8 protein-coding genes are annotated in these 13,679 nt (G+C 72.4%); 2 read left to right on the forward strand and 6 right to left on the reverse strand.

Going from position 1 to position 13,679, the window contains the following annotated elements; translation table 11 throughout:
* Window position 1 precedes the first annotated feature (1 nt).
* On the forward strand, window positions 2-2,521 hold the full coding sequence (locus WMF45_RS11715) for a catalase (protein WP_437716993.1): 2,520 nt from the start codon (window positions 2-4) through the stop codon (window positions 2,519-2,521).
* 6 nt (window positions 2,522-2,527) lie between these two features.
* Here WMF45_RS11715 and WMF45_RS11720 read toward each other — a convergent pair whose 3' ends face one another.
* The gene (locus WMF45_RS11720) at window positions 2,528-4,753 is read right to left on the reverse strand and encodes an amylo-alpha-1,6-glucosidase (RefSeq protein ID WP_437716994.1); all 2,226 of its coding nucleotides are present in this window, start codon (window positions 4,751-4,753) and stop codon (window positions 2,528-2,530) included.
* Between the two features lie 452 nt (window positions 4,754-5,205).
* Here WMF45_RS11720 and WMF45_RS11725 point away from each other — a divergent pair, with 452 nt between their 5' ends.
* Window positions 5,206-5,769 (forward strand): vitamin K epoxide reductase family protein, encoded by a 564-nt coding sequence (locus WMF45_RS11725; protein WP_437716995.1) that lies wholly within the window; start codon window positions 5,206-5,208, stop codon window positions 5,767-5,769.
* A 77-nt stretch (window positions 5,770-5,846) separates the two neighbouring features.
* Here the strand turns inward: WMF45_RS11725 and WMF45_RS11730 are convergent, their stop codons facing one another.
* The 5 genes from WMF45_RS11730 to WMF45_RS11750 form a co-directional block, all read right to left on the reverse strand.
* The gene (locus WMF45_RS11730; protein WP_437716996.1) at window positions 5,847-6,152 is read right to left on the reverse strand and encodes a hypothetical protein; all 306 of its coding nucleotides are present in this window, start codon (window positions 6,150-6,152) and stop codon (window positions 5,847-5,849) included.
* Between the two features lie 79 nt (window positions 6,153-6,231).
* On the reverse strand, window positions 6,232-9,570 hold the full coding sequence (locus tag WMF45_RS11735) for an FAD-binding and (Fe-S)-binding domain-containing protein (protein WP_437716997.1): 3,339 nt from the start codon (window positions 9,568-9,570) through the stop codon (window positions 6,232-6,234).
* Between the two features lie 9 nt (window positions 9,571-9,579).
* Complete coding sequence (locus WMF45_RS11740; protein WP_437716998.1) at window positions 9,580-10,686, reverse strand: enolase C-terminal domain-like protein; 1,107 nt, start codon at window positions 10,684-10,686, stop codon at window positions 9,580-9,582.
* Window positions 10,687-10,688: 2 nt separating this feature from the next.
* Window positions 10,689-12,476: a thiamine pyrophosphate-requiring protein gene (locus WMF45_RS11745; RefSeq protein WP_437716999.1), complete on the reverse strand. Its 1,788-nt coding sequence runs from the start codon at window positions 12,474-12,476 to the stop codon at window positions 10,689-10,691.
* Between the two features lie 151 nt (window positions 12,477-12,627).
* A complete protein-coding gene (locus tag WMF45_RS11750) occupies window positions 12,628-13,665 on the reverse strand; it encodes an SDR family oxidoreductase (protein WP_437719523.1) in 1,038 nt (345 codons plus the stop codon).
* Window positions 13,666-13,679 lie beyond the last annotated feature (14 nt).

Here is a 13,679-nt window from a genome sequence, read left to right on the forward strand (position 1 = left end):
CATGACCGATCGCAAAGACCCCACGAAGCTGTCGTCCAGTGAGCCGGCGCCGACCGAGAAGGGCGCGGGCAGCGCGAAGCAATCGATGGGCGGCCCGTCGGCCAAGCCGCGGGCGGCACGGCCGAAACGTAGCCTCCTCGAGCGCGCGGCGACCGCGCTCGGCAGCGGGACGAGCAGTGAGGACGCCCGGGTGCGCCACGTGGCAGCAGCCGACCGACTCGACGCGAAGGTCGACGCCACAGAAGCGCTCGTCGCCGCGATCCCCGAGAACGTGAACAAAGGCGCCGAGTACGCGCTACGCGGCAAAATGCCACAGCCGCCGCAAGGTGCCACGGCGAAGCCCGAGAACCTCGACGCGACCGCGAGCACGATCACCGAGAGCAACGAGTCCGAGAAGAACGGGGCCAAGGCGGCGCCGGGCGAGAATCCGAACCAGGGGCCTCTGCAGAAGCATCGTGTCGACTCGCTCGGTCGGGCGCTGACGACGAACCAGGGCGTGCCCGTCGGGGACAACCAGAACTCGCTGCGCGCGGGGCTGCGCGGCCCGACGCTGCTCGAGGACTTCATCCTGCGCGAGAAGATCACGCACTTCGATCACGAGCGCATCCCCGAGCGCGTGGTGCACGCGCGCGGCTCGGGCGCGCACGGCTACTTCGAGTGCACCGAGGACATCACCTCGCTCACCAAGGCAGCGCCCTTCGCCAAGGTCGGCAAGCGGACGCCTGTCTTCGTGCGCTTCTCGACCGTCGCGGGCGAGCGCGGCAGCGCCGATACGGTGCGCGACGTGCGCGGCTTCGCCGTGAAGTTCTACACCGAAGAGGGCAACTGGGATCTCGTCGGCAACAACATCCCTGTCTTCTTCATCCAGGACGCGATGAAGTTCCCGGACGTGGTGCACGCCGTCAAACCCGAGCCGCACCACCAGATGCCGCAGGCGTCGAGCGCACACGACACCTTCTGGGACTTCATCTCGCTCATGCCCGAGTCGATGCACATGGTCATGTGGCAGATGAGCGACCGGGCGATCCCGCGCAGCTTCCGGACGATGCAGGGCTTCGGCGTGCACACCTTCCGGCTCGTCAACGCGGCCGGCGAGGCGACGCTCGTGAAGTTCCACTGGACTCCCGTGCTCGGCACACACTCGCTCGACTGGGACGAGGCGGTGAAGATCGCGGGCGCCGACCCCGACTTCCACCGCCGCGACCTCTGGGAGGCCATCGAGGGCGGCGCGTTCCCCGAGTACCTCTTGCAGATCCAGACGTTCACGGAGGCCGAGGCCGAGCGGTGGAGCTTCGACGTGCTCGACGCGACCAAGATCGTGCCGGAGGAGCTCGCGCCCCTGCGCACCGTCGGCCGGCTCGTCTTGAACCGCAACCCCGACAACTTCTTCGCCGAGACAGAGCAGGTCGCGTTCTGCACGCAGCACATCGTGCCCGGCATCGACTTCACGAACGACCCGCTGCTCCAGGGGCGCAACTTCTCGTACCTCGACACGCAGCTCACGCGCCTCGGCGGGCCGAACTTCCACGAGATCCCGATCAACGCGCCTGTCGCCGAGGTGCACAACAACCAGCGCGACGGGTTCCACCGCCAGGCGATCAACCGCGGCCGCGTGAACTATGAGCCCAACTCGCTCGCCGGTGGCTGCCCCTTCCAGGCCGGCGCGCGCGGCTTCGCCTCGGTCGCCGAGCGGCTCCTGGCGCAGCAGGCCGCGACCGAGCCGAGCAAGCTGCGCGCGAAGCCCGAGAAGTTCGCGGACCATTACACGCAGGCGCGCCTCTTCTGGGCGAGCCAGGCGCCCGTCGAGCGCGCGCACATCGCGCGCGCCTTCCGCTTCGAGCTGACGCGCGTGCAGACGCAGGCGATCCGCGAGCGCATGGTCCGGATGCTGCGGAACGTCGACGAGGGGCTGGCCGCGCAGGTCGCGGCCGACCTCGGCATGCCGCTCCCCGAGCCGCTCTCGATGGTGGCGCCGCCCGTCAAGGACCCGGAGGTCGCTGTGTCGCCGGCCCTGTCGCTGTTCGCCCGGCCCGGCGATGGCCGCATCCTCGGCCGCCGCGTCGCGCTCGTCGTCGCCGACGGCGTGAGCGGGGCGGAGGCGGGCGCGCTCTACGAGGCGCTGCTGCTGGCGGGCGCGGTGCCCCGCTACGTCGGCGCGCGCCTCGGGGTGGTGCGCACCGCCGAGGGCGACGAGCTGCCGGTCGAGGTCACGATCGAGGCGGCCCCGAGCGTCCTCTTCGACGCCGCGGCGCTGCTGCCCGGCAAGGGCGCGGCGGCGCTGGCGCGCGACGGGCTCGCTGTCGAGTTCGTCCAGCTCCAGTACCGCCACTGCAAGCCGCTGCTCGTGCCCGCGTCGGCCGCGCCGCTCGCCGAGGCCGCCGGCCTGAAGGCCGCCGCGGGGGCCGACCCGGGCCTGCTCGTCCTGCCGGACGACGCGGTGTCCGCGGCGGCGCCGGCGTTCGTCAAGGCGATCGCCATGCACCGCGCGTGGCAACGCCAGACCGAGCCGCCGGCGGTGTGACCCGGCTCAGCGCTCCTCGACAACGACGTCGACGTCGCCCTCGACCCGGAGCACGTCGACGTCGACCGCGCCGCCCCGCCTCCTCCGGAACTCCAGATCGACGCGGCCGTCCGCCACCGCCAGCCCGCGCACCGTCGCGCGGCGCACGAGCCGGGGCAGGATCGGGCGAACGACGCGCAGGCGCCGGTCGAAGCCCTCGGGCTCGAGCCCGAGGAGCGAGGCGAGCATGTACGGGACCGCCCCCGCGGCCCACGCCTGCGGGTGACACGCGACCGGGTAGCGGACCGGAGCGCCGTGCTCGGCGCGCGGGAAGCCGCAGAAGAGCTCCGGTAGCCGGTGCATTCGATAGCGCATGGCGGCGCTCACGATGCCGCCGAACACGGTGCGCGCCTCGCGGTCGAGGCCGTAGCGGCGCAGCCCGGCGACGATGAGCGCGTTGTCGTGGGGCCACACCGTCCCGCGGTGGTAGGACATAGGATTGTAGGCCTTCTCGTCCGCCGCGAGCGTGCGGATGCCCCAGCCCGAATACATGCTCTCCGACATGAGCCGCTCGGCGCAGCGCCGCGCCCTGGACGGCTCGGCGATGCCCGCCCACAGCGCGTGGCCGGCGTTGGACGAGCACACCGCCGCGCGGCGGCCGCCGTCCATGAGCGCCAGGGCGTAGATCCCTCGCTCCGGGAGCCAGAAATCCCGCTCGAAGCGCTGCTGCAGGTCCGCTGCCTCGCGCCGGAGCCGGGCGGCCGTCTCGGGCTCGCCCGCGCGCTCGAACAGATCGGCGATCCCCGACTTGGCGAGGTACACATAGGCCTGCACCTCGACGAGCGCGATCGGCGGCGCCGCGATCCGCCCCTCTTCATCGACGATCGCGTCGCCGGAGTCCTTCCACCCCTGGTTGACGAGGCCCGAGGTCGAGGTCGAGTCGTAGGCGAGGTAGCCGTCGATGTCCGGATGCGCGTCCGGGCTCGACAGCCACGCGAGCGCCGCGTCGACATTCCCCCTGAGCTCGCGGAAGACGTCGAGTCGACCCGCCCACGCCGCGTGCCGCGCGAGGAGGATCAGGAAGAGGGCGGTCGCGTCCACCGTGCCGTAATACGGTGTCTGGGGGATCTCGCCGACCCGCGCGAGCTCGCCGACCCGGAGCTCGTGCAGTATCTTTCCAGGCTGCTCGTCGCGCCACGGATCCCGCTCGCGCGCCTGGAACTGCGCGAGGAGCCGCAGCGTGTCCACGGCGACGGCCCTCCGGTAAGGCAGCACCTCGAGCGCCGTGATCAGGCTGTCGCGGCCGAAGAGCGTCGTGAACCACGGAACACCGGCCGCGAAGAACACGTCGTGATCGAGCGGGGTCCGCAGGACGCGCAGGTCGTCGAAGGATCGCGAGAGGACGCGATTCACGAGCAGGCTATCCGTCTCGACGCTCGCTTGCTCTGCCGCCTGGGCGGCGATGCGCTCGTCGACCCGCCGCTTCACCGCGGCGACGTCCACGCCCGAGGACGCCGGCGCGCGCTCGGCGGCGGGCGCCGCGCCCGAGGACTCGGAGAGGGTGATCACGAGGGGGATCTGCTGGCTGCCCCCCGGCGGCAGCCGGACGCGGAAGCGGGCGGACGTGCCGTCGGTCGCGTCCGGGCGGAGGCCCCAGCGGATGGTCACGGCGCGCTGGAGATCGTCCGCTCCATCGTACGTGAAGCGGAGCTCGCCGGCGTCCCAGGTGGGGGCGCGGAGCTCGCCCAGCGCCTCGGGCAGGAGGCCGCGGACCGCGTACACGTCCTCGAACTCGGCGCGGAAGGTGAATGTCAGCTCGAGATCGACCGCCGAGCGAGCGTGGTTGTGAACCGTGATGTCCTCGTAGACCGCGGTCGCGTCGCCGTCGATGACCCGCTCCCACCGGAGGCCGACCTCATGCTGGGACATGATGTGCCCGTCGCGCATCCGGGTCCGGGGGTTCGCGAGCTGAAAGACGCCTGTATGGCCTGCCTCCGCCGTCGCGGCGAGCGCCTCCGGCCGGGCGCCGTCGAGCTCGATGGTATAGCCGTTCAGGAACCGGCAATCATGGTAGTAGAGGCCAAAGCCGTGCGCGCCGCGCAGGGGGATCGCGCCGCTCTGCTCGGTGAGCAGGAAGACGCCGCCCTGCTTCAGGACGATCGCATCCGCGATGCTCTGCGCCATCGAGGAGGTGCCCTGGGTGAGCACACGCTCCTTGCGCTCCTGGCGTTCGCCCGGTGAACGCTCGGCCATCCCTTCGCCGGACCGCGGCCGGCGCTCGCTCCCTGGCTCGACACGGCGAGTCGACTCATGAGCTCCCATCACACGCCCCCTTTGTGGCTCTCTGTGGCTCCTTGTTCCGTTCGGCAAAGGTCCAGCCGGGGATCCGGCGAGAGATTTCAACGCAAAGGCGCAAAGACGCGAAGGCGCAAAAAAGAACAGATTTTGTGTATTTTTGCGTCTTTGCGCCCTTGGCGCCTTTGCGTCAAATTCTCGCTTCGTTCGCGAGACAGATCGCTCGCCCCCGCAGCGCGGCGCGCTTTTCGGGCAAACCGTGCAGATGCCGTCCTTCGTCCCGAGGTACACGGGTTGCAATTGCAAATCGACGATCGTTGATCGTCATGGCGTGCCGCGCGGTCGTGCGGCGAAAGCGCTCGGGGCCGGCCGAACGAAGAGGTGGCGAGCGCGCGCTCGGGGGGAATGTCATGAGGAAAGGCCAGGGCGCATCGGGCACTGCTCGGCGGGCGAGGCGGCGGGCGTCGCGCCTGCCCGGCGCCGGCGCGCTTCGCGCCGCGCTCCGGCGCGGCCGCTCGATCGATCTCTCCCGGCGCCGCCTCATCGCCGCCGCGTCCCTCGCGGGCGGCGCCAGCATGGCGGCCGTCTCGCTGTTTCAGCTCGGGATCCTCGAGCACCTGCCCGATCCGCCGCTCCCAGGGTTTGACTCGGACAAGGTGACGAGCTCGGATATCGCGTTCGGGCTCACCGTGCCGGACGCGCCGCTCTCGCTCACCAGCTTCGCCTCGAACCTGGCGCTGGCCGGCTGGGGAGGCGCCGAGCGCGCCAGGGACACGCCCTGGATCCCCATCGCCGTGGCGGCCAAGGCGGCCGTCGAAGCGGCCGTGTCCGGGTGGCTCTTCGTCCAGATGCGGAGACGGGAGAGGGCCTGGTGCGCGTACTGCCTCGTCGCCATGACGGCGAACATGGTCGTCCTTGCGCTCTCGCTCCCGGAGGGGCGGAGGGCGCTGGCGAACGTGCGCGCGCGGTCGTGACAGGTCAGCGCGGCGGTCAGGCCTGGCCCTGGAGCCGGCGAGCAGGCGTCCCCCGACGTCGCCGGAGCCTCGCGCCCTCACCAGATGCGCCGGCGTTCGCGACGTGCACCTGCCGCCATGGCCGCGGCGGTCCCCAGGGCGAGCACGACGGCCGCGGCGGCGGCGATGCGCTTGGCCGTGGGCGCGGCGCCGCCCTCGATGACGCGCAGGTTCGCCTTCGCCCTGACCCGATCGCGCGCGAGCCGCTCCTCGCCGCGCTGCTCGAGCCGCTCGGCGAGGCCCGGCGGCGCCGCGAGAACGGCCTCGGCGCAGACATGGCCGCGCTCGCCGAGGGAGCGCGAGACGCTCTCCAGATCGAACCGGATCACACCGGATGAGTTCATGGCCCCGGCATTTGCAATCGCCGTTCCCCGTCGGCGCACCGGCGCGCTCGCCGGCTCGCGGCGCTCGGCGCGCGCGGGCTCAAGGCGAGGCCTTCATCGCGGCGCGCTTCGCGGCGCCCGATCGCGCTCCACGGCGCCACGCGACCCGCCCGAGCAACCCCACCGCCGCGAGCGCCGCGGCGGCCACGCCCGCCGCCGGGAGCCAGCGCTCGCGTCGGGCCCGCCGCCGCTCGGCCGCGAGCCGCCGTCCGCCCGCCCAGAGCAGCGCCGCGCCCGCAGGCGCCGCGGCGAACGCCGCCAGCGTCGCGCGCGGCGTCACGACCACGTCCGAGGGCCCCGGCAGGTAGGCGCGCTCGGGGTAGTCGCCCGACGGCCCCTCGGGGCCGTGCAGCGCCGCCATGCGCACGACCTGGGCGAGGTGCAGCGCCTGCCTGTCGGTCGTCTGCTTGATCTGCTCGCGGCAGCTGAAGCCGTCGGCCACGATCAGCGCGTCCGTCGGCGCCGACCGGACCGCGGGCAGGAGCACGCGCTCGCCGCACCGGATCGAGACCTCGTACTTGGCGCCCTTCTCGAAGCCGAACGCGCCCGCCATGCCGCAACAGCCCGAGTCCAGGAGCTCGACGTCGAGGCCCATGCCGCGGAGCACGTCGCGCTCCCCGCCCATCTCCAGGATCGCCTTGTGATGGCAGTGGCCGTGCACCACCGCGCGCCGATCGAGGCGCGGCAGCTCGCGCGGGCCGGGCGACGGCCGGCCGGGATCGCCCCCCGCCGCCCCCTTCAGGAAGTCGCCGAACATGTGTGTCTGCTCCCGGAGCTTCGTCGCCAGCGGGTCGTCGGGGAAGAGCCCGTGGAGCTCGTCGCGGAAGACCGAGACGCAGCTCGGCTCGAGGCCGACCACAGGCACGCCGCGCTCGATCGGATCGCGCAGCGCGCTCATCACGTCCCGCAGCATTCGCCTGGCCGTCTTCAGGAAGCCGAAGTCGTAGAGGGGCCGGCCGCAGCAGAGCTTCTGCTCCGGGACGATCACCTCGTAGCCCGCCCACTCGAGCACCTCGGTCGCTGCGATCGCCGTCTCCGGGAAGAAGTGGTCGTTGAACGTGTCCGGCCAGAGCACGACCTGGGGCGCGCCGGCGTTGCGCCGCGGCCGTCCCTGGAACCACTGCCTGAACGACGTCCGCGCGAACGGCGGGATGCTCCGCTCGGGCGCGATGCCCGCGATCCTCTTCGCCACCGTCGCGAGCGCGGGCGTCTGCGTCACGAGGTTCGCGAGCCCCGGCACGAGCTGCCCGAGGCGGGCCCACCAGTGGATGAGCCCCATCGTGTAGGCGGCGCGCGGGCGCAGCCGCCCCGCATAGTAGTGGGACAGGAACTCCGCCTTGTACGTGGCCATGTCGACGTGGACCGGGCACTCGCCCTTGCACCCCTTGCAGGCGAGGCACAGGTCGAGCGACTCGCGCACCTCGCGGTCGCGGAAGCCCTGGAGCTCCTTCCCCTCCAGCATCTCGAAGAGCAGGCGCGCCCGCCCGCGCGTCGTGTGCTCCTCCTCGTGCGTCACCCTGTAGCTCGGGCACATCGTGCCGCCGTCGTGGCGCCGGCACTTGCCGACGCCCACGCAGCGCAGGGTCGCGCGCGTGAAGTCGCCGTCGTCGTCCGGGAAGCGGAAGTGGGTCTCCACGGGGGCGGGGCGGAAATCGGCGCCGAGGCGGAGGTCCTCGTCGACGCGGTGCGGGTCGACGACCTTGCCGGGGTTCATGCGCCATTCGGGATCCCAGGCGGCCTTGAAGCGGCGGAACGCGGCGATGAGCTCCTCGCCGTACATCTTCGGCAGGAACTGCGCGCGCGCCTGGCCGTCGCCGTGCTCGCCGGAGAACGAGCCGCCGTAGCGGACCACGAGATCGGTCGCCTCGTCGAGGAAGCGGGTCCAGTTGCGGATGCCCTCGGGCGTCGCCACGTCGAAGTCCACGCGGCAGTGCACGCAGGCCTGCCCGAAGTGGCCGTAGAGCGCGGGCTGGTAGCCGTGGCGATCGAACAGCGCGCGCAGGTCGCGGAGGTACCCGCCCAGGTTGTCCGGGTGCACGGCGGAGTCCTCCCAGCCGGGCCACGTGTCGGGCTCGCCCGGGACGCGCGCCGTCGCGCCGAGGCCGGATTTGCGCACCTCCCAGAGCGCGCTCTCCTGGTCGGGGTCGTCGTAGAGCTTCATCGTGGGCGGGTTCGGCCCGCGCTCGAGCGCGCGCATGGCGTCGAGCGCCCGCGCGTCGGCCTCCTCCCGCGTGTCGCCCCCGAACTCGGCCAGCAGGAAGCCGCGGCCCTCCGGGAGGTAGCGCAGGTAGCGCTCGTTCAGCCCCTTCTTGTGCATGTCATCGATGAGGCGGTCGTCGATCCCCTCGAGCGCGATCGGCTGGAAGCGCATGACCTCGGGGACGTGATCGCCCGCGGAGAACACGTCGGGGTAGCCGAGCACGAGGAGCGACCGGAACCTGGGCCAGTCGACGAGGCGCAGGGTGGCCTCGAGCACCGTGACGCACGTGCCCTCGGTGCCGACCAGGGCGCGCGCCACGTGGAAGCCGTTCTCCGGCAAGAGTTCGTCGAGGTTGTAGCCCGACACGCGGCGCGGGATCCGCGGGTAGCGGGCGCGGATGAGATCGGCGTACGTGTCGCGGATGGCGCGCAGCTCGGCGTAGATGCGCCCGCGCCGCCCGCCCTCGCGGACGATGGCGTCGAGCTCCCCCTCGCTCGTCGGCCCCACGCGCAGCCGCAGGCCGTCGTAGGTCAGCACCTCGAGCTCGTGCACGTTGTCGGCCGTGCGCCCGCCGAGGACCGAGTGCGTGCCGCAGGAGTTGTTGCCGATCATCCCGCCGAGCGTGCAGTACTCGTGGGTCGACGGATCCGGCGCGAACGTCAGGTCGACCTCGTTCGCGGCGTTGCGCAGGGTGTCGAGCACCGTGCCCGGCAGCACCCTGGCGCGCTTGTTCGCGGGGTCGAGCGCGAGGACGCCGCGCATGTACTTCGAGAAGTCGAGCACGACGGCGACGTTGCACGTCTGCCCGGCGAGGCTCGTGCCGCCCCCGCGCGCGAGGATGGGCGCGCCGTGCCGGCGGCACGCGGCGATCGCGGCGATCACGTCGTCCTTGTGGCGCGGCACGACGACGCCGATGGGCAGCTGCCGGTAGTTCGACCCGTCGGTCGCGTAGAGCGCCCGGTCGCCCGCGGTGAAGCGGACCTCGCCCTCGATCGCGCGCGAGAGGTCGTCCGCGAGCGCCTCCACCTCGGGGCCGGCCGCGGGCGCGAGCCGCACGCGCCGCTCGCCGGGAAAGCGGATCACGCCGCGATCGATCTCCCGCTGGACGGCCTCGGCGGGCCTGCCCTCCGCCGGCGCCCTCTCTCGCTCCTGCTCCTGTTTCTGTTCGACGTGCTGCATGATCTCTCCTCACACCGCGAAGCGCTCTGCGTCGGCGCGCTTCAGCGAGAGCCCCATGCCGGTGCGCCCGAGGTCCGGGGCGAGCGCGCCGCCAGCGGGCGCCGCCGCGCCGTCGAAGAGCATCCGCTCGATGCGGACGTGGTCGTGAAAGAACTCGAGGTGCGCGAGCCGCTGCACCGCGCACGCCGGGTGCAGGTGCAACGAGGGCGCGCAGTGGCCCGACAGGTCGAGCGAGCGCGCCTCGCACAGCGCCGCGACGGCGAGGAAGCCGGTGATCCCGCAGCGGCTCGCGTCCGCCTGCAGGACGTCGACGGCGCCGGCGTCCAGCATGCGGCGGAAATAGACGAGATCGTAGCCGTACTCGCCTGCAGCGATGTCCATGCCGCCGGGCGCCCGGTCGCGCAGGAGCCGCAGCCCGTCGAGATCGTCCGAGGTCACGGGCTCCTCGAACCACCGCACGCCCTCGGCGGCGAACCGCTCGGCGAAGGCGAGCGCCTGCTTGCGGGAGTAGGCACCGTTGGCGTCGACGAACAGCGCGGCGTCCTGGCCGATGGCGCGGCGCGCGGCGCGCACGCGCGCGAGATCCGCGCCGGGGTCGCGCCCCACCTTCATCTTCACGCGCGGGATCCCCGCGGCGACCCAGCCAGCGAGCTGCTCCGCGAGCTCGACCTCGGTGTACGAGGTGAACCCGCCGCTGCCGTAGAGGGGCACGCGGTCGCGCGCCATGCCGAGCAGCGCCGCGAGCGGGAGCGCGAGCAGGCGGGCCTTCAGGTCCCACAGCGCCGCGTCGACGGCGGCGATCGCCATCTGCGCGATCCCGGGCCGGCCGAGGTTGCGGACGCTGCTCACCATCGCGGCCCACGCGCCGGGGACGGCCATCGCGTCGCGCCCGCGCACGACGCCGGCGAGCCTGTCGGCCACGAGCCGCGCCGTCGCGACGTCGGCGTACGTGTAGCCGAGCCCTCGCTCGCCCCCGGCCGACGCGTGCACGACGACGAGCGTCGTCTCGCGCCACGCGAGCGTGCCGTCCGACTCCGGCCGATCGGTCGGGACGGTGTACGCGGCCACCTCGATCCGCTCGATCGGGACCGACGCGCGATGCACCTCGTCGCCCATCGTCAGCCCCAGTGCGGGATCCAGCTCTCGATCATGTCGCGGTACGCCTGCCGGACGATCCCGCGCCCGCCCGGATCGCCCCGGAGCAGCGCCGACGTGAGCATCGCGGCCTGCTTCACGGTGATGTGTGGCGGCAGCGGCGGGACCTCCGGGTCGGTGATCGCCTCCACCACCACCGGCCGGTCGACACGGAAGGCCTCGTCCCACGTGCGCGCGACCTGGTCCGGGCGGTCGATCCGCACGCCGCGCAGCCCGAGCGCCTCGGCGTAGGCCGCGTACGGGAAGTCCGGCAGCGTCTGGGACGCCTCGAGCTTGGGATCGCCGCTCATGGCGCGCAGCTCCCAGGTGACCATGTTCAGGTCGCGGTTGTTGAGCACCAGCACGACGAGGCGCGGGTCCTTCCACTCGCGCCAGTACTTCGCGACGGTGATGAGCGTGTTGATGCCGTTCATCTGCATCGCGCCGTCGCCGACCATCGCGACGACCGGGCGGTCGGGGAAGGCGAACTTCGCCGCGACCGCGTACGGCATCGCGGGACCCATCGTCGCCAGCGTCCCCGAGAGCGAGGCCATCATCCCCGCCCGGATCTTGATGTCGCGCGCGTACCAGTTCGCCGACGTCCCGGAGTCGGCGGTCAGGATGCAGTTGTCGGGCAGCCGCGGCGACAGCTCCCAGTAGACGCGCTGCGGGTTCAGCGGATCGGCGTCGTTCATCGCCCGCGCCTCGAGCACCTTCCACCAGTCGGCGACGCTCTCCTCGAGCCTGCGCCGCCACGAGCGGTCGGTCTTGAGCTTGAGGTACGGGATGAGCGCCCGCAGCGTCTCGGCGCTGTCGCCGATCAGGTTGATCTCCATCGGGTAGCGCAGGCCGAGCATCCGGCCGTCGATGTCGATCTGGACGCCGCGCGCCTTGCCCTCCTCCGGCAGGAACTCCGGGTAGGGGAAGTTCGAGCCGACCATGAAGAGCGTGTCGCAGTTGGCCATCATCTCCCAGCTCGGCTTGGTGCCGAGCAGGCCGATGGCGCCGGTGACCCAGGGCAGGTCGTCGGGGAGCGCCGCCTTGCCGAGCAGCGCCTTCGCGACGCCGCACCCGAGGATCTCGGCGGCGCGCACGATCTCCGGCGCGGCTCCGAGCGCGCCCTGGCCGATCAGCATCGCGACCCGCTTGCCGGCGTTCAGCACGTCGGCCGCGCGCCGCAGGTCCTCCTCCTTCGGCACCACGCGCGGCGAGGTGTAGCCGATGCCTGTGTGCACGGTCCCGTGCGCGTGCGGGGGCTGCTCGACGGCGTCGAGCTCCTGGACGTCCTTCGGGACGATGACGCAGGTGACGGTGCGCTCCGCCCTGGCGATGCGCATCGCGCGGTCGATGAGGTGGCGGAGCTGCATGGGAGAGGACGCCATCTGCACGTACTCGTGCGCGACGTCCTTGAAGAGCGTCACGAGATCGACCTCCTGCTGGTAGTGCCCGCCGAGCGCGGCGCGGTCCTGCTGGCCGACGATGGCCACGACCGGCTGGTGGTCCAGCTTCGCGTCGTAGAGCCCGTTCAGGAGGTGGATGGCGCCGGGCCCCGAGGTCGCCAGGCACACGCCGACCTCGCCGGTGAACTTCGCGTGGGCGCACGCCATGAACGCGGCCATCTCCTCGTGCCGCACCTGGATGAACCGGAGGTCCGGAACGCGGTGGAACGCCCCGACGATCCCGTTGATGCCGTCGCCTGGATAGGCATAGACCCGCCGGACACCCCACGCGACGAGGCGCCTCAGCAGGAACTCGCCGACGGTCTGGGCCATGATTTCCCCCAGTCCGAGCTCGTGCGTGAGCTCGACCCTGCGCGCCGTGCGACAAACGTGCCGCCTCGCGGCGCCGTGCGCTGCGTGCCGAGGCTGCGCGTGCGAGCGTGCGCTATGCGCGCGGGCGCAGGCAGGCAGGGCGGCGTTTCGCTCACGTGAGGAGGCGCCGCCATGGGCTCGCGCGCCGCGCGGCGGCGCTGCGCGCGCCGAACCCGACAAGGGCCGCCGCGCACAGCGCGAACGCGCCGAGCGACCCGCGATGAAGGTCGAGCCAGAGCTCCAGGCTCGACGGCTTCGCGCGCCGGTCGAACGGGCCGTGGGCGCCGAAATCGCCCGGCACAGGCGCCCACAGGTCGTCGACGCGATCGGGATCGACGGGCTCGTCGGTCAGCTGCCGCGTGTACCCGACCCGGGCGAGCCATCGATCGAGCAGCCCGGGGATCACGCGGTTCCCCCAGATCGCCTTGACCGTCGGGAAGCCGACCATGACGTCGCGGCGATCGTGGTGCGCGGCCCAGTAGAGCGCGTCGGCGCCCACCTCGGGCTGAAAGATCGGCGGGACGGGCTGTGGCTTCCGGGGGAGGCGCGACTTCGACCAGAGGAACTGCGGCGTGTTCATCGCCGGCAGGTGCACCATGCTCACGCGCACGCGGCTCCCGTCGTGGAACAGCTCGCTGCGCAGCGACTCGGTGAAGCCCACGATCGCGTGCTTCGACGCGCAGTAGGCCGACTGGAGCGGGATGCTCCGGTGAGCGAGCGCGGAGCTTGCCTGGACGATCGTGCCGTGATCGCGGGGGAGCATCCGCGCGAGCGCCGCGAGCGTCCCGTGCACATAGCCGAGGTAGTTGACCCTGGTGACGCGCTCGTACTCCTCCGCTCGCGTCTCCTTCACGGGCGAGAAGACCGACGTCATCGCGACGTTGATCCAGGCGTCGATCGGGCCGAAGCGCTCCTCGACGGCCGCGGCCGCGGCCTCGACCTGCGCGAAATCGGCGACGTCGGTCGGCAGGACGAGCGCGCTCGCCCCGGCGTCCTCGGCCTCGCGCCGCGCCCCCTCGAGCCCGTCGAGCCCGCGCGCGACGAGCCCGATGCGAGCGCCTTCGCGCGCGAACCGCCTCACCGTCGCGCGCCCAACGCCCGCCGACGCCCCCGTGATCACAACGACCTCTGGCCGCCTGGCACCGTTCATTCCCATCGTGCACC

It is taken from the genome of Sorangium sp. So ce448 (assembly GCF_051520915.1).
GTDB lineage: Bacteria > Myxococcota_A > Polyangia > Polyangiales > Polyangiaceae > Sorangium > Sorangium cellulosum_B.